Annotated in this window: 26 protein-coding genes; 14 read left to right on the plus strand and 12 right to left on the minus strand. The window is 60.2% G+C overall.

Annotated elements, in window-relative coordinates:
* Positions 1-34 precede the first annotated feature (34 nt).
* Entirely contained in the window at positions 35-1,048 is a 1,014-nt protein-coding gene (locus AC2TE5_RS17915) for a LacI family DNA-binding transcriptional regulator (protein ID WP_484612114.1), read from the minus strand.
* 214 nt (positions 1,049-1,262) lie between these two features.
* On the opposite strand from AC2TE5_RS17915, the gene ascF reads away from it, so the two are divergent.
* Positions 1,263-2,714 (plus strand): PTS cellobiose/arbutin/salicin transporter subunit IIBC, encoded by a 1,452-nt coding sequence (gene ascF / locus AC2TE5_RS17920; protein WP_484612115.1) that lies wholly within the window; start codon positions 1,263-1,265, stop codon positions 2,712-2,714.
* A gap of 18 nt (positions 2,715-2,732) precedes the next feature.
* Positions 2,733-4,157, plus strand: coding sequence for a 6-phospho-beta-glucosidase (locus tag AC2TE5_RS17925; RefSeq protein WP_484612116.1), 1,425 nt, complete (start codon positions 2,733-2,735; stop codon positions 4,155-4,157).
* Positions 4,158-4,243: 86 nt separating this feature from the next.
* Here AC2TE5_RS17925 and hycI read toward each other — a convergent pair whose 3' ends face one another.
* From hycI to hycA, 9 genes are all read right to left on the minus strand, one after another.
* Positions 4,244-4,699 carry a hydrogenase maturation peptidase HycI gene (gene hycI / locus AC2TE5_RS17930; RefSeq protein ID WP_213328636.1) on the minus strand — a complete coding sequence of 152 codons (456 nt, stop codon included), beginning with the start codon at positions 4,697-4,699 and terminating at the stop codon, positions 4,244-4,246.
* On the minus strand, positions 4,692-5,102 hold the full coding sequence (locus AC2TE5_RS17935) for a formate hydrogenlyase maturation HycH family protein (protein WP_042717145.1): 411 nt from the start codon (positions 5,100-5,102) through the stop codon (positions 4,692-4,694). The genes hycI and AC2TE5_RS17935 overlap by 8 nt, the downstream gene beginning before the upstream one ends.
* Complete coding sequence (locus AC2TE5_RS17940) at positions 5,099-5,866, minus strand: NADH-quinone oxidoreductase subunit B family protein (RefSeq protein WP_023295327.1); 768 nt, start codon at positions 5,864-5,866, stop codon at positions 5,099-5,101. The genes AC2TE5_RS17935 and AC2TE5_RS17940 overlap by 4 nt, the downstream gene beginning before the upstream one ends.
* Positions 5,866-6,408 carry a formate hydrogenlyase complex iron-sulfur subunit gene (locus AC2TE5_RS17945; protein ID WP_047059951.1) on the minus strand — a complete coding sequence of 181 codons (543 nt, stop codon included), beginning with the start codon at positions 6,406-6,408 and terminating at the stop codon, positions 5,866-5,868. Before AC2TE5_RS17945 ends, AC2TE5_RS17940 begins: the two co-directional genes overlap by 1 nt.
* Positions 6,409-6,417: 9 nt before the next feature.
* Entirely contained in the window at positions 6,418-8,127 is a 1,710-nt protein-coding gene (gene hycE / locus AC2TE5_RS17950) for a formate hydrogenlyase subunit HycE (protein ID WP_014885003.1), read from the minus strand.
* A gap of 15 nt (positions 8,128-8,142) precedes the next feature.
* Positions 8,143-9,066 carry a respiratory chain complex I subunit 1 family protein gene (locus tag AC2TE5_RS17955; RefSeq protein ID WP_213328637.1) on the minus strand — a complete coding sequence of 308 codons (924 nt, stop codon included), beginning with the start codon at positions 9,064-9,066 and terminating at the stop codon, positions 8,143-8,145.
* 1 nt (position 9,067) lies between these two features.
* Positions 9,068-10,882: a formate hydrogenlyase subunit 3 gene (gene hycC, locus AC2TE5_RS17960; protein WP_484612117.1), complete on the minus strand. Its 1,815-nt coding sequence runs from the start codon at positions 10,880-10,882 to the stop codon at positions 9,068-9,070.
* The gene (locus AC2TE5_RS17965) at positions 10,879-11,487 is read right to left on the minus strand and encodes a 4Fe-4S dicluster domain-containing protein (protein WP_023308971.1); all 609 of its coding nucleotides are present in this window, start codon (positions 11,485-11,487) and stop codon (positions 10,879-10,881) included. Before AC2TE5_RS17965 ends, hycC begins: the two co-directional genes overlap by 4 nt.
* A 70-nt stretch (positions 11,488-11,557) precedes the next feature.
* Positions 11,558-12,022 (minus strand): formate hydrogenlyase regulator HycA, encoded by a 465-nt coding sequence (gene hycA, locus AC2TE5_RS17970; RefSeq protein ID WP_029739532.1) that lies wholly within the window; start codon positions 12,020-12,022, stop codon positions 11,558-11,560.
* Positions 12,023-12,233: 211 nt separating this feature from the next.
* Between hycA and hypA the strand changes: the two genes are divergently transcribed.
* The 10 genes from hypA to AC2TE5_RS18020 all read left to right on the plus strand — a co-directional run bounded on the left by hypA (position 12,234) and on the right by AC2TE5_RS18020 (position 22,169).
* The gene (gene hypA / locus AC2TE5_RS17975) at positions 12,234-12,584 is read left to right on the plus strand and encodes a hydrogenase maturation nickel metallochaperone HypA (RefSeq protein WP_048979273.1); all 351 of its coding nucleotides are present in this window, start codon (positions 12,234-12,236) and stop codon (positions 12,582-12,584) included.
* Between the two features lie 3 nt (positions 12,585-12,587).
* Positions 12,588-13,451 carry a hydrogenase nickel incorporation protein HypB gene (gene hypB, locus AC2TE5_RS17980; protein WP_484612118.1) on the plus strand — a complete coding sequence of 288 codons (864 nt, stop codon included), beginning with the start codon at positions 12,588-12,590 and terminating at the stop codon, positions 13,449-13,451.
* Positions 13,442-13,714, plus strand: a complete 273-nt coding sequence (locus AC2TE5_RS17985; RefSeq protein ID WP_484612119.1) for a HypC/HybG/HupF family hydrogenase formation chaperone — start codon at positions 13,442-13,444, stop codon at positions 13,712-13,714. Before hypB ends, AC2TE5_RS17985 begins: the two co-directional genes overlap by 10 nt.
* Before the next feature lie 2 nt (positions 13,715-13,716).
* Positions 13,717-14,838, plus strand: a complete 1,122-nt coding sequence (gene hypD / locus AC2TE5_RS17990; protein ID WP_484612120.1) for a hydrogenase formation protein HypD — start codon at positions 13,717-13,719, stop codon at positions 14,836-14,838.
* On the plus strand, positions 14,835-15,845 hold the full coding sequence (gene hypE / locus AC2TE5_RS17995) for a hydrogenase expression/formation protein HypE (protein WP_484612121.1): 1,011 nt from the start codon (positions 14,835-14,837) through the stop codon (positions 15,843-15,845). The genes hypD and hypE overlap by 4 nt, the downstream gene beginning before the upstream one ends.
* A 64-nt stretch (positions 15,846-15,909) precedes the next feature.
* Positions 15,910-17,982, plus strand: a complete 2,073-nt coding sequence (gene flhA, locus AC2TE5_RS18000; protein WP_484612122.1) for a formate hydrogenlyase transcriptional activator FlhA — start codon at positions 15,910-15,912, stop codon at positions 17,980-17,982.
* A 153-nt stretch (positions 17,983-18,135) separates the two neighbouring features.
* Positions 18,136-19,134, plus strand: a complete 999-nt coding sequence (gene eitA / locus AC2TE5_RS18005) for a siderophore ABC transporter substrate-binding protein EitA (protein WP_212474260.1) — start codon at positions 18,136-18,138, stop codon at positions 19,132-19,134.
* On the plus strand, positions 19,134-20,171 hold the full coding sequence (locus AC2TE5_RS18010; RefSeq protein WP_202761458.1) for a FecCD family ABC transporter permease: 1,038 nt from the start codon (positions 19,134-19,136) through the stop codon (positions 20,169-20,171). Before eitA ends, AC2TE5_RS18010 begins: the two co-directional genes overlap by 1 nt.
* Entirely contained in the window at positions 20,171-20,932 is a 762-nt protein-coding gene (gene eitC / locus AC2TE5_RS18015) for a siderophore ABC transporter ATP-binding protein EitC (protein WP_484612123.1), read from the plus strand. Before AC2TE5_RS18010 ends, eitC begins: the two co-directional genes overlap by 1 nt.
* 16 nt (positions 20,933-20,948) lie before the next feature.
* Complete coding sequence (locus AC2TE5_RS18020; protein WP_484612124.1) at positions 20,949-22,169, plus strand: MDR family MFS transporter; 1,221 nt, start codon at positions 20,949-20,951, stop codon at positions 22,167-22,169.
* Between the two features lie 5 nt (positions 22,170-22,174).
* On the opposite strand, the gene AC2TE5_RS18025 is transcribed toward AC2TE5_RS18020, so the two are convergent.
* Positions 22,175-22,519 carry a nitrous oxide-stimulated promoter family protein gene (locus tag AC2TE5_RS18025; protein ID WP_119936005.1) on the minus strand — a complete coding sequence of 115 codons (345 nt, stop codon included), beginning with the start codon at positions 22,517-22,519 and terminating at the stop codon, positions 22,175-22,177.
* 175 nt (positions 22,520-22,694) lie between these two features.
* Here AC2TE5_RS18025 and AC2TE5_RS18030 point away from each other — a divergent pair, with 175 nt between their 5' ends.
* Positions 22,695-22,925 carry a SymE family type I addiction module toxin gene (locus tag AC2TE5_RS18030; RefSeq protein ID WP_484612125.1) on the plus strand — a complete coding sequence of 77 codons (231 nt, stop codon included), beginning with the start codon at positions 22,695-22,697 and terminating at the stop codon, positions 22,923-22,925.
* A gap of 113 nt (positions 22,926-23,038) precedes the next feature.
* Positions 23,039-25,600 carry a DNA mismatch repair protein MutS gene (gene mutS, locus AC2TE5_RS18035; protein WP_484612126.1) on the plus strand — a complete coding sequence of 854 codons (2,562 nt, stop codon included), beginning with the start codon at positions 23,039-23,041 and terminating at the stop codon, positions 25,598-25,600.
* 91 nt (positions 25,601-25,691) lie between these two features.
* On the opposite strand, the gene AC2TE5_RS18040 is transcribed toward mutS, so the two are convergent.
* Entirely contained in the window at positions 25,692-25,913 is a 222-nt protein-coding gene (locus tag AC2TE5_RS18040; protein WP_033146398.1) for a non-oxidative hydroxyarylic acid decarboxylases subunit D, read from the minus strand.
* Between the last annotated feature and the right edge of the window lie 10 nt (positions 25,914-25,923).

A 25,923-nucleotide genomic window follows, 5' to 3' on the forward strand; every position in this document is an offset into this window, starting at 1 on the left:
TCATCGTCACTTATGACGATGACAGCTGTCGACATCAGCGGTGCGGGCCGTCAATAACGGAGTCGCGCAGCACCAGCTCGCCGGAAAAGGTTTGCTGATATTTAAACTCTCCGCCGTCGAGCATGAAGATCAGGCGGCTGATGGTCTCCTTGATCATCTCCGTCACCGGAATACGCACGCTGGAAAGCGACGGTACGATGTAGGGCGCGATGGCCACATCGTCAAAACCGATCACCGACACCGCGTCCGGTGCGGCCACGCCGCTGTCGTGCAGCTGCTTCATGGCGCCGATTGCCATGTCGTCATTACTCGCCACCAGCGCCGTAAAGCGTTCGCCGCGAGCAAGCAGTTCGGAAACCGCCGCCGCGCCGCTGGCCGGGCTCCACTTCCCCTGCGCAATCAGCCCCTCGCGCAGCGGAATACCGTGCTGCGCCAGCGCGTCCCGGTAGCCGGAGAGACGCTCAACCCCGGTGGGGGAATCCAGCGAGCCGGTAATAAACGCGATCTCCCGGTGCCCCTTCGCAATCAGCTGTGACACCGCCTCCTGGCTGGAGGCTTTATGATCGGACCAGACGCAGTGGCTGCTGTTTTTCCGCAGGCGGCGGTTGAGCACCATAATGGGCTGCTCGCACTTCTCGACGATCTCGTCCATCTCCTCGACGCTCAGAAAACGCGGGTAGATGATCACCGCGTCGCAGCGCATGTCGAGCAGATACTGAATAGCCTCGCGCTCCTCGTCGGCGCTGTGCTTGCCGTCCGCGAGGATCAGCTGCCGCCCCTTCTCTTCGGTCATGCGCGCGGCGTGAAACAGCAGTTCGCTAAAGTAGACGCCGTGGTAAAGGGTGTTGGTCACCACCAGCCCCAGCGTCTGGGTACGTTTGGTCGCCAGGTTGCGCGCCAGCAAATTCGGGCGATAGCCGCTCTCTTCAATGGCCTGAAAAACCCGGTCTTTGGTCTCCTGGCTGACGTAGCCATTTCCCGACAGCACCCGGGAGACCGTCGCTTTCGAAACGCCTGCCCGCTTCGCCACTTCAAGCATCGTGGTCATGTTGTTATTCCGTCTGAATCTGATGGAACGCAGTGTACTGCACTGCAAAAAAATTGTCGCAGCGGTGAAATCACGCTTTCGCTACCTCATTGCGATCTGCATCACGAAACGAAAAAATGGTCAAAAAGCGATCTTGTTTCATTCAAAGAAACTCATGATGATTATGTGGAACCGGTTTCCTACATTTCTCACAACGATAACAGGATCACATCCGATGGCCAAAAATTACGCCGCGCTGGCGAACGACGTTGTCAGCGCGCTGGGCGGCAAAGAGAACATTGTCGCCGTCACCCACTGCATGACGCGTCTGCGTTTCGTTCTGAAAGACGAAAGCCTTGCCGACGCTGCGCGCCTGAAAAGCATTAGCGGCGTGCTCGGCGTGGTGCGCAACGACAACCAGTGCCAGGTCATTATCGGTAACACCGTTTCACAGGCGTACCGCGAAGTGGTGAGCCTGCTGCCAACCAGCCTGCAGCCTGCCGTACCGGAAGGCCCGCAGAAGCTGACCCTGCGCCGCATTGGCGCGGGGATCCTCGACGCGCTGATCGGCACCATGTCCCCGCTGATCCCGGCGATCATCGGCGGCTCGATGGTCAAGCTGCTGGCAATGATCCTCGAGATGACCGGCGTGCTGTCAAAAGGCGCACCGACGCTCACCATCTTGACCGTCATCGGCGACGGCGCGTTCTTCTTCCTGCCGCTGATGGTGGCGGCCTCGGCGGCGGTGAAGTTCAAAACCAACATGTCGCTGGCGATCGCCATCGCGGGCGTGCTGGTCCACCCGAGCTTTATCGAGCTGATGGCGAAAGCCGCCCAGGGCGAGCACGTTGAGTTCGCCTTTATTCCGGTGACGGCGGTGAAATACACCTACACGGTGATCCCGGCGCTGGTGATGACCTGGTGCCTGTCGTACATCGAACGCTGGGTGGATCGCATCACCCCGGCGGTAACCAAAAACTTCCTCAAGCCGATGCTGATCGTGCTGATTGCCGCCCCGCTCGCCATCGTGCTGATTGGGCCTCTGGGGATCTGGATCGGTAGCGCCATCTCCGCGCTGGTTTACACCATTCACGGCTATCTGGGCTGGCTCTCCGTCGCCATCATGGGCGCGCTGTGGCCGCTGCTGGTGATGACCGGGATGCACCGTGTGTTTACGCCGACCATCATTCAGACCATTGCCGAGACGGGCAAGGAAGGAATGGTGATGCCGTCAGAAATCGGCGCCAACCTGTCGCTCGGCGGCTCGTCGCTGGCGGTGGCGTGGAAAACCAAAAACCCGGAGCTGCGCCAGACGGCGCTGGCGGCGGCGGCCTCCGCCATCATGGCGGGGATCTCTGAACCGGCGCTGTACGGCGTGGCGGTGCGTCTGAAACGTCCGCTGATTGCGAGCCTGATCAGCGGCTTTATCTGCGGGGCGGTCGCCGGCATGGCCGGACTTGCCAGCCACTCGATGGCGGCGCCGGGGCTGTTCACCAGCGTGCAGTTCTTCGATCCGGCGAACCCGATGACCATCGTCTGGGTGTTCGGCGTGATGGGGCTGGCAGTGGTGCTGTCGTTTGTTCTGACCCTGCTTTTAGGGTTTGAGGATATCCCGGTCGAGGACGACGCCGAAAAAGCGCGCGCCCTGCAGACCGCACCGGTACAGAGCAAAGCAGCACAAGCATAAATTGAAAGCGAGGTAAGAATGTCTGTTTTTCCACAAGGATTTTTATGGGGCGGCGCGCTTGCCGCCAACCAGAGTGAAGGCGCTTACCGTGAAGGCGGCAAAGGGCTGACGACGGTCGATATGATCCCCCACGGCGCGAATCGCCTGGCGGTGAAGCTCGGTAAGGAAAAGCGTTTTTCGCTGCGTGACGACGAGTTCTACCCAAGCCACGAGGCGATTGATTTTTACCATCGCTATAAAGAGGACATCGCCCTGATGGCGGAGATGGGCTTTACGGTGTTCCGCACCTCGATTGCCTGGAGCCGCCTCTACCCGAACGGCGACGAGCCGCTGCCAAACAAAGAGGGTATTGCCTTCTACCGCGCGGTGTTCGAAGAGTGTAAAAAGTACAAAATTGAGCCGCTGGTCACCCTGTGCCACTTCGACGTGCCGATGCACCTGGTCACGGAGTACGGCTCGTGGCGCAACCGCAAGATGGTCGATTTCTTCGCCCGCTACGCCCGCACCTGCTTTGAAGAATTTAACGGGCTGGTGAAATACTGGCTGACCTTCAACGAAATCAACATCATGCTGCACAGCCCGTTCTCCGGCGCGGGGCTGGTGTTTGAGGAAGGTGAAAACGAAGACCAGGTGAAATACCAGGCCGCGCACCACGAGCTGGTAGCGAGCGCGCTGGCGACCAAAATTGCCCACGAGGTGAATCCGGAAAACCAGGTCGGCTGCATGCTGGCGGGCGGGAATTTCTACCCGTACTCCTGCAAGCCGGAAGACGTGTGGATGGCGCTGGAGAAAGACCGCGAGAACCTGTTCTTTATCGACGTGCAGGCGCGCGGCAGCTACCCGGCCTACTCCGCCCGCGTGTTCCGCGAGAAAGGCGTGGTGATTGTGAAAGATCCCGGCGACGATCTACTTCTGAAAAACACCGTCGACTTTGTCTCGTTCAGCTATTACGCCTCGCGCTGCGCGTCGGCGGACATGAACGCGGGCAATACCAGCGCGGCGAATATCGTGAAGTCCCTGCGCAACCCGCACATTCAGGTGAGCGAATGGGGCTGGGGCATCGACCCGCTCGGCCTGCGCATCACCATGAACATGATGTACGACCGCTACCAGAAGCCGCTGTTCCTGGTGGAAAACGGCCTCGGGGCGAAAGACGTTATTGATGAAAACGGCGAAATCAACGACGACTACCGCATCAGCTACCTGCGCGAGCACATCCGCGCGATGGGCGACGCGATTGAGGACGGCGTGCCGCTGATGGGCTACACCACCTGGGGCTGTATCGACCTGGTGGCCGCCTCAACGGGCGAGATGAGCAAGCGCTACGGGTTTGTGTACGTTGACCGCGATGATGCCGGAAACGGCACGCTGGACCGCAAGCGCAAAAAATCGTTCGGGTGGTATAAGAAGGTGATTGCGAGTAATGGGGCGGATCTGGAGTAGCCTGTTGCCCTCACCCCAGCCCTCTCCCACAGGGAGAGGGAGATGGGTTTGGTAGGCCCGGTAAGCGTAGCGCCACCGGGCGCTGTTCAGAGCCGGGAGAAATTCCCGTCCCCAACCCATCCGGCCAGCCGTGAATAAACCACCTCCACCGCCTCTTTCACCGGCGGCGTCATCGGGTAATAGAACCCGACGATGTCAGGCTGAATGCCCAGAAACAGCACCTCGCCCACGTCGTCTTTAATCTGATCGACCAGGTAGTTCAGCGGCATATTGTGCGTCGTCATCATAAACATCTCGGCGATGTCGTCCGGGTCAATCAGGCGGATCTCGCCGGGGTTGAGCCCCATATCGGTGGCATCGACGATTAACAGCCTGTCCGGGCGCAGTTCGCGAATGGCGACCACGTCGTTTTCCGGCGCGCTGCCGCCGTCGATAACCACCCAGCTGCCCTGCGGGTTCGCGGCGCACATCTCTGCCAGCAGCGGGCCCGCGCCGTCGTCGCCCATCATGCTGTTGCCGACACACAGTAAAACGTCAGTCACGTAATCTCCTCACCATCAGGTAGATGGCGCTCTCCTGATGAATATCGTGCAGCATGCTAAGCAGCGTTTTGCTCCACGCCTGCTGCTCGGGGGTTTGCCTGCTCAGCGCCGCGTCGAAGGCGTTGGCGAGCATCGCAATGTGGTTGGCGTCGATGACGATCTCGCCGTACTTCGGCACGCCCTCCATCTTGCGCCGCGCCGTGCTGCCCTCCTCCAGCGTGGCGATCCACGCCAGGTACTCGGGCCACGGGCAGCTCAGCGCCGCCTCCAGGCAGTCGATCACCCCGAGGTGGTGCCCAATCGCCAGGCTGTAATAGACCACCTGCTGCGCCGCATCCGGCGTGGCATCGTTCTCATCAATAAACTTACGGCTCAGCTGGCTGAACACCACCGTTTCACTCATCGGATACGCGCCTCATCCACGATGCTGTTCAGGTTTGCCACGATCTCATTGAGACGCGGATCGTTTTCCGCCTCCAGCCAGCGCGCCACCTGATGGTCGCCCTGGCTCAGCAGGCGCAGATAATCGTCGGCAATCTGGCGGCCATAGCGATAGCCCGCCAGTTTCCGCGCCGTGCGGTCGACCTTCACCCGCAGCGGCTGCACCATGTCCGGGTGCAGAATGGCGGCAGGCTGGTTGTCCAGCTCGCCCGGCTCGCGCGCGTGGATTTTCTGCTCCAGCAGGCCGAGCGCCATGGCAAAACCGTACAGCGTCGCGGCGGGCGTCGGCGGGCAGCCGGGGATGTAGACGTCCACCGGCACGATTTTGTCGGTGCCGCCCCAGACGCAGTAAAGATCGTGGAAGATGCCGCCGCTGTTGCCGCAGGCACCGTACGAGATGCAGATTTTCGGGTCCGGCGCGGACTGCCAGGCGCGCAGTGCGGGCGAGCGCATGGCGCGGGTGACGGCCCCGGTAAACAGCAGAATATCCGCATGGCGCGGGGACGGCACCACCTTGATGCCGAAGCGCTCGGCGTCAAACAGCGGCGACAGCGTGGCGAAGATCTCGATCTCGCAGCCGTTGCAGCCGCCGCAGTCCACGCGGTAGACGTAGGCCGAGCGTTTGATTTTTTTCAGCAGCGACGCCTTCATGCTGGCGATGGATTCGTCCACCGTCATCGGCACAGGAATGCCGTTAGCGTCGCGCGGGCCCAGTAGGTTTTCCATCAGCTGGCCTCTCTCATATGGCGGGTGATATCAATACGGTCGGACGGCAGCAGGCACTTCTGACGCTTGCACTCCGGGCAGGTTTCAAAGCTTTCACGGTGATGCTCCGCGCGGGCGTCGCCGTTGTGCTGCAGCAGCGCGATGGCGTAGTCGATCTCTTTCTGCACGGCGAACGGGCGTCTGCAGACGCGGCAGCTGCACAGGTCAAAGCGCGACTGCTGCAGAAAATCCTCTTTCTTCCACACCGCCAGCTCGTATTCCTGCGACAGGCGAATGGCGACCGTCGGGCAGACCTCCTCGCAGCGGCCGCAGAAGATGCAGCGCCCGAGGTTAAACTGCCAGGCCAGCTCGCCGGTTTTGAGATCCGTTTCGACCGTTAAGGCGTTCGACGGGCAGGCGTTGACGCAGGCCGCGCAGCCGATGCACTGCTGCGGATTGTGCTCCGGCTTGCCGCGAAAGTTTTTATCCACCGGCATCGGCTCCAGCGGATAGCGGCTGGTCTGCGTGCCCGTTTTGATCACTTTTTTGATAAAGGTAAACATGGCGAGTCCTTATTTCAGCGGCGAGTTTTTACGCTCGATGCTGTAGCGCTCAAGCTCTTTGTACGGCACCACCTGGCTTTTCTTCTTGCGCACGTCCACGACGGTCATGCGGTCGGTGCAGGAGTAGCACGGGTCGAGGCTGCCGATGATCAGCGGCGCATCGGAAACCGTGTTGCCGCGCAGCATATAGCGCAGGGTTGGCCAGTTGGCGTAGGTGGCCGCGCGGCAGCGCCAGCGGTAAAGCTTCTGGTTGTCGCCGGTCATGCTCCAGTGAATGTCGTCCCCGCGCGGCGCTTCGGCAAAGCCGAGTGCAAAGCGGTTTGGGATGTAGGTGAAGCCCTCCACCATCAGCGGGCCGCCCGGCAGGTTATCGAGGCCGAAGTCGATCATGTTCAGGGCGGTAAACACCTCGTTGATGCGCACCTTAAGGCGCGAAATGACGTCGCAGCCCTGCTCGCTGTGCACAGTCATCGGCAGCAGGCCGTAGCCGACGAACGGGTGATCGGCACGCGTGTCGCGGGCGTGGCCGCTGGCGCGCACCATCGGGCCGACGTTGCTGAAGTCGCGGGCGATCTCCGGGTCAAGGCGGCCGATGCCGACGGTGCGCTGCTCGATGTTTGGCGTGCTGAGCAGCATGTCCACCAGCTCCTGCACGTCGCGGCGCATCTGCTGCGCCAGCTGACGGGTCTGGATCATGTCGTCCTTCAGCAGGTCGCGGCGGATCCCGCCGATCAGGTTCAGGCCGTAGGTTTTACGCGCCCCGGTGAGGATCTCCGCCATCTTCATCGACGCTTCGCGCACGCGGAAGAACTGCATAAACCCGGAGTCAAAGCCGACAAAGTGGCAGGCCAGGCCGAGGTTCAGCAGGTGCGAGTGCAGGCGTTCCACCTCCAGCAGAATGGCGCGGATCATCTGCGCGCGCTCCGGCACCACGATCCCCATGCCGTTCTCCACCGAAGTGGTGTAGGCGGTGCTGTGGGCGAAGCCGCAGATGCCGCACACGCGGTCAGAGAGGAACGTCACTTCGTTGTAGCCCATGCGGGTTTCCGCCAGCTTTTCCATGCCGCGGTGGACGTAGAACAGGCGGTAGTCGGCGTCGATGATGTTCTCGCCGTCGACGAACAGGCGGAAGTGGCCCGGTTCGTCGGAGGTGACGTGCAGCGGGCCGATCGGCACCACGTTGTTCTTCTTGCTGCCCAGCTCGTTGATGAATTCGTAGGTTTCGCTGTCGGTGGTCGGCGCCGGGCGCTGGCGGTAGTCCATGCTGTCTTTGCGCAGCGGATAGAGTTCGTCCGGCCAGTCGTCCGGCAGCACCAGGCGGCGTTCGTCCGGCAGGCCGACCGGCACCAGGCCGTACATGTCGCGCACTTCGCGCTCGCCCCAGACCGCGGCAGGCACGCGCGGCGTGACGGACGGGTATTCCGGCTTGTTCGGATCGACTTCGACGCGCACGGTGAGCCAGCACTTTTCGCCCTGCTCCATCGACATTACGTAGTACACCGCATAGTTGCCGCACAGCTGGCGCTCGTCGTTGCCGAACAGCACCGACAGCCAGCCGCCCTGCTGGTAGTAGAGAAACTCCACCACTTCCGGCAGGTAGTTCACCTTAATGGTGACGGTTATCTGGTCTTTGGTTTGCCAGGACTCCTCCAGCACCACGCCGGGGAAAGCCTGATGCAACGCGGCGAGATACTGCTGACCTTTCTTTTCTTCAGACATAAATACTCTCTTTAATCACGCCACCAGCAAGGAGACGAACGCTAAAAATGCAAAACCAAAACCGGCCCAGGTGATGCGTGACGTTTCCACAAAACGCAGGCGCGCCATGCTGTTTTCAAACAGGGCAATCACCAGCACGCCGACCAGCAGCTTGAGGGCGGCAATCACGACGGCCAGCGCCAGACCGCCTGCGGAGAAATGCGTCATCTGCCCCCACGGGAAGAAGACGCCGACAAACATCTGCAGCACCACCAGCTGTTTGAGGCTGATGCCCCACTTCAGCACCGCGAAGCCGTAGCCGCTGTACTCGGTAAGCGGCCCTTCCTGCAGCTCCTGCTCGGCTTCAGCCAGATCGAACGGCAGTTTGCCCATCTCAATAAACGTGGCGAACGCGCAGGCGCAGAGCGCCAGCACCAGCGGGATCGAGCGCGCCACCGGCCAGTGGTAAACGGTGTGGGTGATAAAGCTGATGTGGGTGGAACCTGCCACCTGCGCGGCAACCCACAGCCCCAGCAGCAGGATCGGCTCAACCAGCACGCCGAGCATCGCCTCGCGGCTGGCGCCGATGCCGGTAAACGGGCTCCCGGTGTCCAGGCCCGCAATTGCAAAGAAGAAGCGGGCGATGGCAAAGAGGTAGATAAGCGTGATCAGATCGCCAAGCACGGGCAGCGGCGATCCCACCGTGACCACCGGCAGCGCGGTGGCGATGGTCAGCATGACGCCCACCATCACAAACGGCGTCAGGCGGAAGACCCAGCCTGCGGCATCCGGCGCGACGCTCTGACGGGAGAGCAGTTTAAAGAGATCGCGGTACTCCTGAAGCACGCCAGGACCGCGACGGTTGTGCATCCGGGCGCGCGCCACGCGCGTGATGCCCGACAGCAGCGGCGCAGCGGCGAACAGCACCAGCGCCTGAAGAATTGCCAGTAACAGACTCATGTCAGGCTCCTCGTGAAATCACAATGACCACCAGCACCGCCAGCTCGATGACCGCCAGACGGCGGAACAGCACGGGCGCGGCGGCACTCTGCCAGCCGGGTACCCAGCCCACCGGGTTCAGCCAGTGGCGCAGCTTCAGCACGGCGGCGAAGTTCTCCTTCACCGGCATGGCGAAACCGTGGGCGGTGATGACCATCGACTGTTCGTGTTCGTAGCCGCAGGCCCACGCCGCACCGCGCGCGCGGGAGGTGAGCCTGTCGCGTTTGAAGAACAGCATCAGCACGAGCGGCAGCAGCGGTGCGCCAATCAGCAGCAGCGCGATCATCGGCTGAGAGACGGTGGTATTCGCCACGGTCAGCGGCAGCGGAATGGCGTTGCCCAGCAGCGGCAGCAGCCACGGCGCGGCGACGCCGCCCGCGATGCAGCACAGCGCCAGCGCGACTACGCTCACGCCCATCAACAACGGTGCGCAGCAGGCGTTTTCAGCTTCGCGGGTGCGCGGCGCGCCGAGGAAGGTGACGCCATAGACTTTCGCCATGCACATCACCGCCAGCGCCCCGGTAATCGCCAGCCCGACCGCCAGCAGCGGGCCGAGCAGGCGCGCGATAAAGAGATCGCTCTGACCGAGCGCGAAGAAGGACTGATAGATCACCCACTCCCCGGCAAAGCCGTTCAGCGGCGGCAGGGCGGCCATTGCCATCAGCCCGACCAGCATCGCCAGTGAAATCACCGGCATCTTTTTGCCAATCCCGCCCAGCTTTTCGATATCCCGATGACCGGTGCGGAACCAGACGCTGCCCGCCCCGAGAAACAGGGTGCTTTTAAACAGGCTGTGGTTGACGAGGTGATACAGACCGCCGATAAAACCGGCCGCAATCAGCGCCGGATGATTGAGCGCCAGCCCGGTCACGCCCGCGCCAATGCCGAGCAGGATGATGCCGATATTTTCCAGCGTGTGGTACGCCAGCAGGCGCTGAATGTTGTGCTCCATCAGCGCGTACAGGCCGCCGACGAAGGCGGTGATCATGCCCGCAATCAGCAGCACAACGCCCCACCACAGCGGCGGCTGTCCGCCGGTCAGCGTAATCGCCAGAATCCCGAACAGCCCCACTTTCATCACCACCACAGAAAACAGCGCGGCGGCGGGCGCGGAGGCATTCGCATGCGCCTGCGGCACCCAGCCGTGCAGCGGGATGATGCCGGCGAGCAGGCCAAAGCCGAGCACGCCCAGCAGCCAGACGTCGTTCCCCAGCGGATGGCCGTTGAGCGCAGCGAAGTCCAGCGTGCCAAAGCGTTGCCACACCAGCCAGCAGGCCAGCGCCAGCAGCAGCGTGCCGAGGCGTCCCAGCGCAAACCACAGCTTGCCGGAGGCGCTGCAGCCCGTCAGGAACACCCCGCACAGCGCCATGATTTCCGCCATCACCACCAGCGCGCCGAGGTTGCTGGCGATAACGGTGCAGACCGCCGTCGCCATCAGCAGGTTAACCAGCAGGCCGTTGGCTTTGGTGTTGGGGTGACGGTGCCAGTCGATATTGAACAGGCTGATAAACACCCCGCACAGGCCAAAGGTCACCAGCCAGATGGCGTTCAGGGGCGTGATCTCCACGGTGTGGCGAATCAGCGGCATTACGGTCTCTGCGGACTGGCCGCCGAGCAGGACAACGCCGCCTGCTGCCAGCGTCATCAGGCTAGCGACCGCCCCGCCGATCCCGGCTATCGCGCCGCTGAGGATTTTATGGAATGAGAAGATCAGCGCCAGAACAGCGGCGGCAGTAAAACAGGCTACCGCGCTGGTAATCATCATCGCCGCGTTCATTTCGCCCCCTCGTTAAGCGCCTGTAGCAGAGATAGGTCGCCAAAATCACTGTTGATGGTCAGCTCGCGTTTACGCTTGCTGGTACGGGCAATGTCGCGAATGTTAACCAGAATCAATGCCTTAGTCGGGCAGGTGCGCACGCAGGCCGGGCCCTGCTCATCGAAGCTGCACAGGTCGCATTTCACCGCAACGGCACGGATGCCGGGCACCCAGTCCAGCAGCGTGCTTACGCGTGCCGGAGCCGGTGGCGCGGGCGGGGCTTTTGGCGAGTTGGCGTTCGCCGGAATGTGCAGCGGACGGCTGCCGGAAAATTCAATCGCGCCGAACGGGCAGGCAATGCCGCACAGCTTGCAGCTTACGCACAGGCTTTCGTTCAGCTGGACAGCGCCATCAACGCGGGTGATGGCATTCACGGGGCAGACGCCCGCGCAGGGGGCGTCTTCACAGTGATGGCAGAGCTGCGGGGCAGACTCTTTTTCATTACGCATGACGTGCAGGCGCGGCATGGACTGCAGCCCATGCAGGCGATGCGTTTCCGAACACGCCGCCTCACAGGTTCGACAGCCAATACAGACCGTCGAGTCAGCAATTACAAAACGGTTCACCGGGTTATCCTCTGGTGATAGTCATTTTTGACGAAAAACTGTCTTGTCGACACTTCTCGACACGCAAGGGTCAGGCCACGTTCGCTGAGGCATTTCCGTCCATCAGCTGCTTCAGGTTGACCGGAAGATCGTGCTCAACGGCGGCGTACAGGCCGTTATAGACCGGCGCGATTTTTTCCAGATAGTGCTCCAGCACCTGCTGGCGATCGCGGTTGCTGACGTGGCCGTCCACCATGCCGTCAGCCATCAGCTGCGCCTTCGCAATACACTGTTTTTCGCCGTCTTTTGTCTCGAGGTGGTACTCAATGGTGTGGCTGTTGAAGTTGTCCGCCAGGGTAACGTTGATGGTGAAATGGCCGAACAGGACGAAGCGCATGTCGCCCTGCGCCGCGCAGCTCATCGCGTGGTGAAGACGTGCTTTCGAGAGGGTTATGCCCTGAACCAGAGAGTTGCAGTAGAGGTGCCACTGGTCCTGCAGCTGCTGATGACGCTGCGCGATGTAATCCGCTTTTTCGCTGATTTCCCAAATAGTCATAGAAGGTATCCGTTTAGTGGAGATAGCGGCTGTTAAGCAGATTCCATGCCAGTTTTTATCTTAATGATTTTAAATGGGTTTTATTGCAAAAGCGCTGTCAACGCCGCGGTGTCGACGTGTCATTTCGACAGCGTTGACATCGTCACGCCTTAACAAAAATCAAGCTGGCACCGTTATTGCATTCAATGGCGCAATTCATTGAGGAGGCGTCATGCACGAAATCACCCTCTGCCAGCGGGCTCTGGAACTTATCGAACAGCAGGCAGTGCAAAACCACGCGAAGCGCGTCACCGGCGTCTGGCTGAAGGTCGGGGCGTTTTCCTGCGTCGAGACCAGCGCCCTGCATTTCTGCTTTGAGCTGGTGTGCCGCGGCACGCTTGCGGAAGGCTGCGAGCTCCATATTGAAGAGCAGCAGGCGGAGTGCTGGTGCGAGCAGTGCCAGCAGTACGTCACCCTGCTGTCATCGAAGGTTCAGCGCTGTCCGCAGTGTCAGAGCACCGGTCTTCGCATCGTGGCGGATGACGGCATGCAGATCCAACGCCTCGAAATCGAGAAGGAGTAAAGTATGTGTAGCACCTGCGGTTGCGCCGAAGGCAACCTGTATATAGAAGGGGATGAACATCACCCCCATTCCGCGTTTCGCTCCGCGCCCTTTTCACCTGCCCCACGCCCTTCTGCGGCACTGACCGGTATCACCTTCGCTCCGCAGCGCTCCGACGCTGGCGACCTGCACTACGGCCACGGGGAGGCGGGGACCCACGCGCCGGGCATCAGCCAGCGCCAGATGCTGGAGGTGGAAATCAACGTGCTGGACAAAAATAACCAGATCGCCGCCCGCAACCGCGCGCGCTTTGCCACCCGCAAACAGCTGGTGCTCAACCTGGTCTCCAGCCCCGGTTCCGGCAAAACCACGCTGCTCACGGAAACGCTCAAACGCCTGAATCAGCGCGTTTCCTGCGCCGTCATCGAAGGCGACCAGCAAACCGTTAACGACGCGGCGCGCATTCGCGAAACCGGCACCCCGGCGATTCAGGTTAATACCGGCAAAGGCTGTCACCTGGATGCGCAGATGATTGCCGATGCGGCCCCGCGCCTGCCGCTGGCGGATAACGGCATTCTGTTTATTGAAAACGTCGGCAACCTGGTCTGCCCGGCGAGCTTCGATCTTGGCGAACGACACAAGGTGGCGGTGCTTTCGGTGACCGAAGGCGAAGACAAACCGCTGAAGTACCCGCATATGTTTGCCGCCGCGTCCATCATGCTGCTGAACAAAGTTGACCTGCTGCCGTACCTGAACTTCGACGTGGATAAGTGCCTGGCGTATGCCCGTGAAGTGAATCCGGAGATTGAGATCCTGCTGGTCTCCGCCACGCGCGGCGACGGCATGGACGGCTGGCTACAGTGGCTGGAGAACGAACGATGTGCATAGGCGTACCAGGGCAAATTTACGCCATCGACGGTAATCAGGCCAAAGTCGAGGTCTGCGGCATCCTGCGCGACGTAGACCTGACGCTGGTGGGCAGCAGCGATGAAACGGGCGCCTCGCGTCTCGGCCAGTGGGTGCTGGTCCACGTGGGGTTTGCCATGAGCGTGATTGATGAAGCGGAAGCCCGCGACACGCTGGATGCATTGCAAAACATGTTCGACGTGGAGCCGGACGTGGGCGCGCTGCTGTACGGCGAGGAGCGTTAACCATGCGTTACGTTGATGAATACCGCGCGCCGGAGCAGGTGCTGCAGCTTATCGGGCACCTGAAAACGCGCGCGTCGCTGCTGGACTACACGGCGGAAAACCCGTTGCGGATCATGGAGGTGTGCGGCGGACACACGCACGCCATCTTCAAATTTGGCCTCGACCAGCTGCTGCCGGAGAACATCGAGTTTATCCACGGCCCCGGCTGCCCGGTGTGCGTGCTGCCGATGGGGCGCATCGACAGCTGTATTGAAATTGCCAGCCAGCCCGACGTCATTTTCTGCACCTTTGGCGACGCGATGCGCGTGCCGGGGAAAAACGGCTCGCTGCTGCAGGCAAAAGCGCGCGGAGCCGACATCCGGATCGTCTATTCGCCGATGGATGCCCTGACGCTGGCAGAGAATAACCCCGCGCGTAAGGTGGTGTTTTTTGGCCTGGGGTTTGAAACCACCATGCCCGCCACCGCCATCACGCTGCAGCAGGCGAAAGCGCGTAAGCTCGATAACTTTTTCTTTTTCTGCCAGCACATTACGCTCATTCCCACGCTGCGCAGCCTGCTGGAAGAGCCGGGAAACGGGATAGATGCCTTTCTGGCACCGGGGCATGTCAGCATGGTGATTGGCACAGACGCCTACGGTTTTATCGCTGAACAGTACAATCGTCCGTTAGTGGTCGCTGGTTTCGAACCACTTGATCTACTGCAAGGTGTGACCATGCTGGTTGAGCAGAAAATAGCGGCCCTGAGTACCGTGGAAAACCAGTACCGCCGCGTGGTGCCGGATGCGGGAAATGAACGGGCGCAGCAGGCGATAGCCGACGTGTTTTGCGTCGAAGGCGACAGCGAATGGCGTGGTCTGGGGCTGATTGCCGAATCCGGCGTGCACCTGACGTCAGCCTATCGCGCGTTCGACGCCGAAGCGCATTTCCGCCCGCAGCCGCAGCAGGTTTGCGACGATCCCCGGGCCCGCTGCGGCGACGTGCTCACCGGTAAATGCAAACCTCATCAATGCCCGTTATTTGGCGATACCTGTAACCCGCAAACGGCGTTTGGCGCGCTGATGGTCTCCTCCGAAGGGGCGTGTGCCGCGTGGTATCAGTATCGCAACCAGGAGAGTGAAGCATGAATACGGTTGAAATGGCGCACGGCAGCGGCGGGCTGGCGATGCAGCAGCTGATTAACCGGCTGTTTATGGCGGCCTTTAACAACCCCTGGCTGGCCGAACAGGAAGACCAGGCACGGATTGACCTCGCCACCCTCATCGCGCAGGGCGACAGGCTGGCCTTCTCCACCGACAGCTACGTGATCGATCCGCTGTTCTTCCCCGGTGGGGATATCGGCAAGCTCGCCGTCTGCGGCACGGCCAACGACGTGGCGGTCAGCGGTGCCGTTCCGCGCTACCTCTCCTGCGGGTTTATCCTCGAAGAGGGATTACCGCTGGAGACGCTCACGGCAGTGGTCAACAGCATGGCGCAGACCGCGCGCGAGGCGGGGATAGCGATCGTCACCGGCGATACCAAAGTGGTGCAGCGCGGCGCGGCCGACAAGCTGTTTATCAACACCGCCGGCATGGGGGCGATCCCCGCCGATATTCACTGGGGCGCGCAGCGGCTTAGCGTAGGCGACGTGCTGATCGTGACCGGAACGCTGGGCTGCCACGGGGCGACCATCCTTAACCTGCGCGAAGGTCTGGGGCTGGACGGGGAACTGCGCAGCGACTGCGCGGTGCTCACCCCGCTGATTCAGACGCTGCGTGCCGTGCCCGGCGTGAAAGCCCTGCGGGACGCCACGCGAGGCGGCGTGAATGCCGTAGTCCATGAGTTTGCGGCAAGCTGCGGGTACGGGATTGAACTCACCGAGCGCAGCCTGCCCGTTAAGCCTGCCGTTCGCGGCCTTTGCGAGCTGCTTGGCCTTGACCCGCTTAACTTCGCCAACGAAGGCAAACTGGTGATTGGCGTTGAACGCGCGGCCGCGGAAGCCGTTCTTGAACAGCTGCGGGCTCATCCGTCAGGGAAAGAGGCTGCGATGATTGGTGAAGTGGTTGAGCGCAAAGGGGTGCGCCTGACCGGGCTTTATGGCGTGAAGCGGACGCTTGATCTGCCGCACGCGGAACCCTTACCCCGTATTTGCTAGAACCGCGCCAAAAGCGGTCAGCACTGAATGTCTCTTTTTTTGCCAGTTTCTATTGGAAAGCAATATGCCGTATACACCGATGAGCGATCTTGGACAGCAGGGCCTGTTTGACATCACGCGCACACTTTTACAGCAGCCGGACCTCGGTGCGCTGAGCGATGCCCTGACGCGGCTGGTCAGGCAATCGGCGCTGGCGGACAGCGCCGCGATTGTGCTCTGGCATAGCGGAACGCACCGCGCGAGCTACTACTCAACGCGTGATAATGGCAAAACGTTTGAATACGAAGACGAAACGTATCTGGCGCATGGCCCGGTGCGCCGCATCCTCTCCCGTCCTGAAGTGCTGCACTGCAGCTTTGCGGAATTCCGCCAGGCGTGGCCGAGGCTGGCGGAAAGCAACCTCTATCAGCCTTTCGGGCATTACTGCATGTTGCCGCTGGCGGCAGAGGGCCAGATTTTTGGCGGATGCGAGTTTATCCGCACCACCGACCAGCCCTGGAGCGAGGCGGAGTACGAGCGCCTGCACACCTTTACCCAGATTGTGGCCGTGGTGGCTGAGCAGATCCAAAGCCGCGTCACCAATAATGTCGATTACGACCTGCTGAGCCGCGAGCGCGACAACTTCCGCATTCTGGTCGCCATCACCAACGCCGTGCTGTCACGGCTCGACATGGATGAGCTGGTCAGCGAAGTCTCGAAAGAGATCCACCACTATTTTAAAATCGACGCTATCAGCATTGCGCTTCGCGGCCATCGCAAGGGCAAGCTGAACATCTACTCCACGCATTATCTCGATGAAGCCAACCCGGCGCACGAGCAGAGCGAAGTGGATGAAGCGGGCACCCTTTCTGAACGGGTCTTCAAAAGCAAAGAGATCCTTCTGCTCAACCTGAACGAGCAGGACCCGGTCGCGCCGTACGAGCGGATGCTGTTCAACACCTGGGGCAATAAAATTCAGACCCTGTGTCTGCTGCCGCTGATGTCCGGCAACACCATGCTGGGCGTGCTGAAGCTGGCGCAGTGCGAGGAAGGCGTGTTCACCACCGCCAACCTGAAGCTGCTGCGCCAGATCGCCGAGCGAATCTCTATTGCCCTGGATAACGCCCTCGCCTACCAGGAGATCCACCGCCTGAAAGAGCGGCTGGTGGATGAGAACCTGGCCCTGACCGAACAGCTCAACAACGTGGACAGCGAGTTTGGTGAAATCATCGGGCGCAGCGACGCCATGTACAGCGTGCTCAAGCAGGTTGAGATGGTGGCGCAAAGCGACAGCACGGTGCTGATCCTCGGCGAAACCGGTACGGGCAAAGAGCTGATTGCCCGCGCCATCCACAACCTGAGCAACCGCAACAGCCGCCGGATGGTGAAGATGAACTGCGCCGCGATGCCTGCGGGCCTGCTGGAAAGCGATCTGTTCGGCCACGAGCGCGGCGCATTCACCGGGGCCAGCAGCCAGCGGCTGGGCCGTTTTGAGCTGGCGGACAAAAGCTCGCTGTTCCTCGACGAAGTGGGCGATATGCCGCTGGAGCTACAGCCGAAACTGCTGCGCGTCCTGCAGGAGCAGGAGTTTGAGCGCCTTGGCAGCAACAAGCTTATCCAGACCGACGTGCGGCTGATTGCCGCGACCAACCGTGACCTGAAAAAAATGGTCGCCGACCGCGAGTTTCGCAGCGACCTTTACTATCGCCTGAACGTCTTCCCGATCTTCCTGCCGCCGCTGCGCGAACGCCCGGAGGATATCCCCCTGCTGGTCAAAGCCTTTACCGCGAAGATCGCGCGCCGGATGGGGCGAAACATCGACAGTATTCCTGCCGAGACGTTGCGTACCCTTTCATCGATGGAATGGCCCGGCAACGTGCGCGAGCTGGAAAACGTCATCGAACGCGCGGTGTTGCTGACGCGTGGTAACGTGCTGCAACTCTCCCTGCCTGAGGTTACCCTTCCTGACGTGACCGCGCCCGCTGCCGAGACCGCAAAAGAGGGAGAAGATGAATATCAGCTCATTATGCGCGTCCTGAAAGAGACCAACGGCGTGGTCGCCGGACCAAAAGGTGCCGCCCAGCGGCTGGGGTTAAAACGCACCACCCTGCTGTCACGCATGAAGCGTCTCGGGATTGATAAAGAGAGCCTCATTTAAGGCCTTATTCCGGCGGTGTTTTTCTGACACCGCCTTTTGTTCCCCTGCGTAATTGTCCCTCATTGACACAAAATCGTTTCCTCTGTATAAAATTCCGCCTTAATAATGAGTTTCATTTGCATCAATAATAATTTTAATGAAGGGTAGCGTTTCATGAAAAAGGTCATCTGCGCGTTAGGCCTGGCGATTGCGTCGGTCGGTTCTGCTCTGGCAACTACCTATCCCCTGACGATTGAAAACTGTGGCTACAAAGAGACATTCACCAAAGCGCCGGAACGCGTCGTGGCCCTGGGCCAGAACACCGTCGAAATTTTGCTCCTGCTGGGGCTGGAAGATAAGGTGAAGGCCAGCGCCTTCTGGCCGACAAAAGTGCTGCCGCAGCTGGCTGAAAAGAATGCAAAAATCAAAACCCTGACGGTAGAAATCCCGACGCTGGAATCCATCCTTTCGCAAAATCCCGATTTTGTTCCAGCCCAGCTTCCTCTGCTGCTCGGGCCGGAAAGTAAGGTCGCAAAACGTGAAGATCTGGCCACCGTCGGCGTGAACAGCTATTTATCACCAGGCATGTGCGCCACCAAAAAGGCCGCAGGCGATATGTACGGCAGCCGCCAGACGCTGTGGGATATGACGTACCTTTATAAAGAGATTGAAGATTTCGCGAAGATTTTCAACGTTGAAGCGCGCGGCCAGGCCGTCATTGCCGATTTCAAAAAACGCGAGGCCGACCTGCGTCAGGAATTTGGTAAAAACAAACAAGATCTCTCGTTTGTCTTCTGGTTCTCAAGCGCCTCGCCTTCGGCGGATGCCTATGTCGGTGGGAAAAACAGCGCCTCCGGTTTTATTGCCAACGTGCTGGGCGGCCATAACGCCATTACCGCTGAGACCGAATGGCCAACCGTGGGCTGGGAAAGCATTATCGCCGCGAACCCGGACGTGATTGTTGTCTCCAGCCTGGATCGTAACCGCTGGGCGCTGGATAACGCTGAAGAGAAAATCAAATTCCTGAAAAGCGATCCCGCAGTCAGCCAGCTGGACGCGGTGAAAAAAGGCCATATCGTGGTGATGGACGGCCAGGCCATGAACCCGACAATCCGCACGATTTACGGCGCTGAACAGGTGGGCGAGCAGCTCAGAAAGCTGGGGCTGAACTGATGACGGCAGCCGTACTTCAGGCCCGACAGGGCCTGTTCCTGACCACCTCTGCTCTGCTTGCCGTCGTCCTGCTGTTGCTAGTGATCGCCCTCGGCGTCAGCGTCGGCGAGCTGTCGATTCCGCTGTCCAACGTCTTTTACGCTATTGGCAATAAGCTGGGGCTGACCGACGTTCCGCTCAACCGCATCTATGAGAGCGTGATCTGGGACTTTCGCCTGAGCCGCGCGCTGGTGGCGGCCTGCTGCGGGGCGGGGTTAGCCATCTGCGGCGCCGTGTTGCAAAGCCTGCTGAAGAACGCGCTGGCGGAACCTTACGTGCTCGGCGTGTCGGCGGGTGCGTCAACCGGTGCGGTGTCGGTCGTCGTATTAGGAATTGGTACCGGCGCGGTGTCGCTCTCTGCGGGCGCGTTTGCCGGGGCGTTTGCCGCCTTTGCGTTTGTCGCGTTTCTGACGAACGGTGCGCGCGGGGGGAATGAACGTACCATTCTGGCAGGGGTCGCCGCCTCTCAGCTGTTCAACGCCATTACCGCCTACACCATCAGCACCTCCGCCAGCGCCCAGCAGGCGCGCGACGTGATGTTCTGGCTGCTGGGCAGCTTCAGCGGCGTTCGCTGGCCGGAATTCCAGCTGGCGCTGGTGGTCGTGCTGGCGGGACTTGCCGTCTGTCTTTACTATTCCCGGGCGCTGGATGCCTTCACGTTCGGTGATGATGCCGCCGCCTCTTTAGGTATTGCCGTCCCGTGGGTTCGCCTGACGCTCTTTACCACTACCGCGCTGATTACCGCGACGATTGTCAGCATGGCGGGCTCTATCGGCTTTGTCGGGCTGGTGGTGCCGCACGTGATGCGTTTCCTGTTCGGGCCGCTGCACCGCACGCTGCTGATTGCCAGCGCGCTCGCAGGGGCGATCCTGATGGTGCTGGCAGACATTGCCTCGCGCATGCTGATTGCGCCGCAAAGCCTGCCCGTCGGCGTAGTCACCGCGCTGGTTGGCGTCCCCTTCTTTGCCGTGATTATCTACCGTTCAAGGAATAAGTGATGAGTATTAGCGCTGAAAATATTACCTGGAAGGTAGGCAAAAAAGTCATCGTTAATGACGTCTCGCTGAAGGTTTCCCGGGGGGAAACGGTAGGACTGCTTGGCCCTAACGGCTGCGGTAAATCATCGCTTCTGCGCATTCTGGCTGGTCTGCGCCGCCCGGATGCGGGCTGTGTGACGCTGGACGGCCAGGACATCTCCCGCATCGCCAAAAAGCAGCTAGCCCGCCGGGTCGCCTTTGTGGAACAGCACGGGATGACGGACGCCAACATGCGCGTGCGCGACGTGGTGAAACTTGGGCGTATTCCGCACCACTCCGCTTTTTCCAACTGGAGCAACCACGATGACGAAACCGTCACCGCCGCCCTGCAGCGCGTGGATATGCTGGATAAAAGCGACCAGGGCTGGCTGAGCCTCTCCGGCGGCGAGCGCCAGCGCGTACATATTGCCCGCGCGCTGGCTCAGACCCCTACGGAAATCCTGCTGGACGAGCCGACCAACCACCTCGACATTCATCATCAGATGCAGTTGATGCAGTTGATCAGCGAATTACCGGTCACCAGCATTGTCGCTATCCACGATCTCAACCACGCCTCGATGTTCTGCGACTCACTGATTGTGATGCAGAAAGGGCAAATTGTGGCGACGGGGACACCGCAGGACATCTTATCCGAGTCGCTGTTGTGGGATGTCTTCCGGGTCAAAACCAAAATTGAGATCTCGCCGTTCCATGGCAAAAAGCACATCCACTTTATCGTTTAGGGGCGAGTGAACAACGATGCCCCTTCGCCCTGCCACTACGCTCTGGCCGCCCGTCTTACTGGGTAGCCAGTTTGTTTTCAACATTGGCTTTTACGCCGTCGTACCCTTCCTGGCGATATTCCTGCGCGACGACATGCTGCTCTCCGGCGGGCTGATCGGGCTGATCCTGGGCCTGCGCACGTTCTCTCAGCAGGGTATGTTTATCGTCGGTGGTGCGCTCTCGGACCGGTTTGGCGCGAAAGTGATTATCCTGAGCGGCTGTATTGTTCGTGTTTCAGGCTATCTGCTGCTGGCCTTCGGGGAATCACTGTGGCCGATTATTTTGGGCGCGTGTCTGACGGGCGTTGGCGGCGCATTGTTCTCTCCCTCGATTGAGGCACTGCTGGCAAAAGCGGGCACCCACAGCGAGGCAAAAGGCAAACGAAGCCGGGCGGAGTGGTTTGCGCTCTTTGCCGTCTGTGGAGAACTCGGCGCGGTACTGGGCCCGGTTGCTGGCGCCCTGCTCACCGGGCTGGGTTTTCGTCAGGTGGCGCTGGCGGGGGCAGGCGTCTTTGTCATTGCGTTAGTGGTGCTCTACTTCTGCCTGCCTGCTGCTGGCCGCCGTTCACAGACGCTGAAAATACAGCCCTGGTGGACAACGTTCCGTCAGCCTCGCTTTGTCGCCTTTATCATTGCCTACAGCTCGTGGCTGTTAAGCTATAACCAGCTCTATCTGGCGCTGCCGGTGGAGATCCAGCGTTCTGGCGGTAGCGAGAAAGATCTCGGTCCGCTTTTTATGCTAGCCTCCGTTCTGATCATCACCTTACAGCTGCCGCTGGCGCGTTTCGCCCGACGCGTGGGCGCGGTGAGGATCCTGCCGGTGGGATTTTTGCTGCTCTCCGCCGCCTTTGCGAGCGTGGCAATGTTTGCGTCGACGGCACCGCCAGAGGGCTGGCTGCGCCTGCTGCCTTCAGTCTGTTTCGTGACGCTGTTGACGCTGGGGCAAATGCTGCTGGTGCCATCGGCTAAAGATCTGATCCCCCGGTTTGCGGAGGAATCCACGCTTGGCGCGCACTACGGCGCACTCGCCACCGCTGGCGGCATTGCGGTACTCGCTGGAAACCTGTTATTTGGCAGCCTGCTGGATCGCGCGCTGGTGCCCTCGACGCAGGCAATGTGTCCCTGGCTGCTGCTGGCCCTTTTCCCACTCTGCAGCGCGCTGGCCCTGAACGTGATTTGCCGCCCGCTGAGACGCTGAACCGATCACTTTTTCGGACGGTACTTCTCCGGCAGTTCCGGTACAGGGCGACGGTCATCAATCAGATGACGAATAGTCAGGATGGGGTGACGCCATAACATACGCGGACCCGCCCAGCGCATAACCTGTTTCATCTCTTCACGTCTGGCAGGCTGGTAGCAGTGTACCGGACACTGCTTGCAGGCAGGCTTGTCCTCACCGAAAACGCACTTATCCAGGCGCTTATCGGCATACGCGTTGAGCGCCTGATAATGCCCTTCCTCCTGAGATGCCTGTGGGCACTGCTTTTCATACAACGCGATCATTTTCGCGATGGTCTCTTTTTCTCGTGAGATACGTTTACCGGACATAACGGCTTACCGAATAATAAAGTGCATTAATAATACACCTTTCACCACTGGATTTCAGCGGTTGCATTTCGTTTCCTGAAGCCTGATTCCAGTTTTAGCCCTGCACCGGCCGATAATCACTGGTATTTTATACAGGCATCAGAAATGACCTTTGTCAGTGTTGTCTGGAGACCCTATGCAAGAACTCACGAGCGGCAAACCCTATCGCCATTTAAAAGTGGGATATTTTAGAAAGCGCCATGAAGACCGCAATACCAAGATACCGAAGCGCTACAGCGTGCATGCGGCGCTGAGCTTAAAAGGTGACTGGCTTGAAAAGGCGGGGTTTACGACCCATTCCAGAGTCAGAGTGGGCGTAGAGCATGGAAAAATTGTCATCGAATTAATGTCGGAAGGCGCCTCGTAAAGCCACGACATTTTTCTGCGCCGGACCTTTTTTTCATGCGACAATAGAAGGAACAAACGGCCACTGAGCCGATCAAAACGGTTTATTTTCAAAGAAATGGACATCATAACTCCATGAGCACAATCGACAATTTCGACGCACATACGCCGATGATGCAGCAGTATCTGAAGCTGAAAGCACAGCATCCGGAAATCCTGCTGTTTTACCGTATGGGTGATTTTTACGAGCTGTTTTATGACGATGCTAAGCGTGCATCGCAGCTGCTCGACATTTCGCTGACCAAACGTGGCGCATCGGCAGGCGAACCCATCCCTATGGCAGGTATCCCGCACCACGCGGTAGAAAACTACCTGGCGAAGCTGGTGAATCAGGGGGAGTCCGTCGCCATCTGCGAACAGATCGGCGATCCGGCGACCTCAAAAGGCCCGGTGGAACGCAAAGTCGTGCGCATCGTCACGCCTGGCACCATCAGTGATGAAGCCCTGTTACAGGAGCGCCAGGATAACCTGCTGGCAGCGCTGTGGCAGGACGGTAAAGGCTTTGGCTACGCGACGCTGGATATCAGCTCCGGACGTTTTCGTCTGAGTGAACCGGCTGACCGTGAAACGATGGCAGCCGAACTGCAGCGCACCAACCCGGCAGAATTGCTCTATGCCGAAGATTTCGCCGAGATGGCGCTGATTGAAGGTCGTCGCGGGTTGCGTCGTCGTCCGCTGTGGGAATTCGAAATTGATACCGCGCGCCAGCAGCTGAATCTGCAGTTTGGCACCCGCGATCTGATTGGCTTTGGCGTTGAAAATGCCCCGCGCGGGCTGTGTGCGGCAGGGTGTCTCCTGCAGTATGTAAAAGATACCCAGCGCACCTCCCTGCCGCATATCCGCTCAATCACCATGGAGCGCCAGCAGGACAGCATCATCATGGATGCCGCCACGCGCCGTAACCTGGAGATCACGCAGAACCTGGCGGGTGGCGTAGAAAATACGCTCGCGTCGGTCCTCGACAGTACGGTGACGCCAATGGGCAGCCGCATGCTGAAACGCTGGCTGCATATGCCGATCCGCGATACCGATACGCTGGTTTGCCGTCAGCAGACGATTGCTGCGCTGCAGGATCGCTATACCGAGCTGCAGCCGGTCCTGCGCCAAGTGGGCGATCTGGAGCGTATCCTTGCTCGTCTGGCACTGCGAACAGCTCGACCACGCGACCTCGCGCGGATGCGTCATGCTTTCCAGCAGCTGCCGGAACTGCGTGCGCAGCTGAGTGACGTTGACAGCGCGCCGGTGCAGAAACTCCGCGAAACCATGGGCGAGTTTACCGAGCTTCGCGAACTGCTGGAGCGCGCCATTATCGATGCGCCTCCGGTTCTGGTGCGTGATGGCGGCGTGATTGCCCCAGGCTACAACGAAGAGCTGGACGAATGGCGCGCGCTGGCCGACGGTGCGACGGACTACCTCGACAAGCTGGAAATCCGCGAACGCGAACGTCTCGGGCTCGACACCCTGAAAGTGGGGTATAACGCGGTACACGGTTACTATATTCAGATCAGCCGCGGGCAGAGCCACCTGGCGCCGATTCACTACGTGCGTCGCCAGACGTTGAAAAACGCCGAACGCTACATCATTCCTGAGCTGAAAGAGTACGAAGACAAAGTCCTCACCTCGAAAGGTAAGGCGCTGGCGCTGGAAAAACAGCTTTATGACGAGCTGTTCGACATGCTGATGCCGCACCTGGCCGACCTGCAGCTGAGCGCCAGCGCGCTGGCGGAGCTGGACGTGCTGGTGAATCTGGCAGAACGCGCTGAAACGCTGAACTATACCTGCCCAACCTTTACCGACAAGCCCGGCATTCGTATCACAGAAGGCCGTCACCCGGTGGTAGAGCAGGTGCTGAACGAACCGTTCATCGCCAACCCGCTGAGCCTGTCACCGCAGAGAAGAATGCTGATCATTACCGGTCCGAACATGGGCGGTAAGAGTACCTATATGCGTCAAACGGCGCTGATTGCGCTGCTCGCGTATATCGGCAGCTACGTCCCGGCGCAAAACGTGGAGATTGGACCAATCGACCGCATCTTTACCCGCGTCGGGGCAGCGGACGATCTGGCGAGCGGTCGCTCAACCTTCATGGTCGAGATGACCGAAACGGCAAACATTCTGCATAACGCGACGGAGCACAGCCTGGTGCTGATGGACGAAGTCGGACGCGGAACATCAACCTATGATGGTCTGTCGCTGGCATGGGCCTGTGCGGAAAGCCTCGCGAATAAAATCAAGGCCATGACGCTGTTCGCCACCCACTATTTCGAACTGACGCAGCTTCCGGAGAAAATGGAAGGGGTTGCGAACGTTCATCTGGATGCGCTGGAGCACGGCGATACCATTGCCTTCATGCACACGGTGCAGGATGGCGCGGCGAGCAAGAGCTATGGCCTGGCCGTCGCGGCGCTGGCAGGTGTGCCGAAGGACGTGATCAAGCGCGCGCGGCAGAAATTGCGTGAGCTGGAAAGCCTTTCGCCTAATGCGGCGGCGACGCAGATTGATGGCACCCAGATGTCGCTGCTGGTGCCTGCGGAAGAGGCGTCGCCGGCGGTGGAAGCGCTGGAGAACCTCGACCCGGATTCACTGACGCCGCGTCAGGCGCTGGAGTGGATTTATCGGTTGAAGAGTCTGGTTTAGTTTTCTGCGGTCTGTTTTGTCGGGTGGCGGCTTCGCCTTACCCGACCTACAAAACCGTAGGCCCGGTAAGCGCTGCGCCACCGGGCTTTTTTTACAACAGCGGCGGGATCGTCGGCACCTGCGGCGCCTCGTCAATATCCTTCTGCGTCATGCGGAACGCTTCCGGGTAATGCTCGCGGCTGGTACGGCGCAGCGGTTCAGTATTGCGCCAGGTATACAAACAATGCTGGCACTGGTAAACGGTCCAGACCCCTTTTACCGGCGACGTCGCCATCACTTCAATATGCTCATCGGCACAACGTGGACAAATCATCTTTTCCTCC

The organism is Enterobacter sp. N5-15 (assembly GCF_057221635.1).

What these genes read in the sequence shown, in the direction of transcription:
- AC2TE5_RS17915 (WP_484612114.1), bottom strand. Translation starts at nt 1,048, where the DNA reads ATGACCACGATGCTTGAAGTGGCGAAGCGGGCAGGCGTTTCGAAAGCG.
- ascF (WP_484612115.1), top strand. Translation starts at nt 1,263, where the DNA reads ATGGCCAAAAATTACGCCGCGCTGGCGAACGACGTTGTCAGCGCGCTG.
- AC2TE5_RS17925 (WP_484612116.1), top strand. Translation starts at nt 2,733, where the DNA reads ATGTCTGTTTTTCCACAAGGATTTTTATGGGGCGGCGCGCTTGCCGCC.
- AC2TE5_RS17935 (WP_042717145.1), bottom strand. Translation starts at nt 5,102, where the DNA reads ATGAGTGAAACGGTGGTGTTCAGCCAGCTGAGCCGTAAGTTTATTGAT.
- AC2TE5_RS17940 (WP_023295327.1), bottom strand. Translation starts at nt 5,866, where the DNA reads ATGGAAAACCTACTGGGCCCGCGCGACGCTAACGGCATTCCTGTGCCG.
- AC2TE5_RS17945 (WP_047059951.1), bottom strand. Translation starts at nt 6,408, where the DNA reads ATGTTTACCTTTATCAAAAAAGTGATCAAAACGGGCACGCAGACCAGC.
- hycE (WP_014885003.1), bottom strand. Translation starts at nt 8,127, where the DNA reads ATGTCTGAAGAAAAGAAAGGTCAGCAGTATCTCGCCGCGTTGCATCAG.
- AC2TE5_RS17955 (WP_213328637.1), bottom strand. Translation starts at nt 9,066, where the DNA reads ATGAGTCTGTTACTGGCAATTCTTCAGGCGCTGGTGCTGTTCGCCGCT.
- hycC (WP_484612117.1), bottom strand. Translation starts at nt 10,882, where the DNA reads ATGAACGCGGCGATGATGATTACCAGCGCGGTAGCCTGTTTTACTGCC.
- hycA (WP_029739532.1), bottom strand. Translation starts at nt 12,022, where the DNA reads ATGACTATTTGGGAAATCAGCGAAAAAGCGGATTACATCGCGCAGCGT.
- hypA (WP_048979273.1), top strand. Translation starts at nt 12,234, where the DNA reads ATGCACGAAATCACCCTCTGCCAGCGGGCTCTGGAACTTATCGAACAG.
- hypB (WP_484612118.1), top strand. Translation starts at nt 12,588, where the DNA reads ATGTGTAGCACCTGCGGTTGCGCCGAAGGCAACCTGTATATAGAAGGG.
- AC2TE5_RS17985 (WP_484612119.1), top strand. Translation starts at nt 13,442, where the DNA reads ATGTGCATAGGCGTACCAGGGCAAATTTACGCCATCGACGGTAATCAG.
- hypD (WP_484612120.1), top strand. Translation starts at nt 13,717, where the DNA reads ATGCGTTACGTTGATGAATACCGCGCGCCGGAGCAGGTGCTGCAGCTT.
- hypE (WP_484612121.1), top strand. Translation starts at nt 14,835, where the DNA reads ATGAATACGGTTGAAATGGCGCACGGCAGCGGCGGGCTGGCGATGCAG.
- flhA (WP_484612122.1), top strand. Translation starts at nt 15,910, where the DNA reads ATGCCGTATACACCGATGAGCGATCTTGGACAGCAGGGCCTGTTTGAC.
- eitA (WP_212474260.1), top strand. Translation starts at nt 18,136, where the DNA reads ATGAAAAAGGTCATCTGCGCGTTAGGCCTGGCGATTGCGTCGGTCGGT.
- AC2TE5_RS18010 (WP_202761458.1), top strand. Translation starts at nt 19,134, where the DNA reads ATGACGGCAGCCGTACTTCAGGCCCGACAGGGCCTGTTCCTGACCACC.
- eitC (WP_484612123.1), top strand. Translation starts at nt 20,171, where the DNA reads ATGAGTATTAGCGCTGAAAATATTACCTGGAAGGTAGGCAAAAAAGTC.
- AC2TE5_RS18020 (WP_484612124.1), top strand. Translation starts at nt 20,949, where the DNA reads ATGCCCCTTCGCCCTGCCACTACGCTCTGGCCGCCCGTCTTACTGGGT.
- AC2TE5_RS18025 (WP_119936005.1), bottom strand. Translation starts at nt 22,519, where the DNA reads ATGTCCGGTAAACGTATCTCACGAGAAAAAGAGACCATCGCGAAAATG.
- AC2TE5_RS18030 (WP_484612125.1), top strand. Translation starts at nt 22,695, where the DNA reads ATGCAAGAACTCACGAGCGGCAAACCCTATCGCCATTTAAAAGTGGGA.
- mutS (WP_484612126.1), top strand. Translation starts at nt 23,039, where the DNA reads ATGAGCACAATCGACAATTTCGACGCACATACGCCGATGATGCAGCAG.
- AC2TE5_RS18040 (WP_033146398.1), bottom strand. Translation starts at nt 25,913, where the DNA reads ATGATTTGTCCACGTTGTGCCGATGAGCATATTGAAGTGATGGCGACG.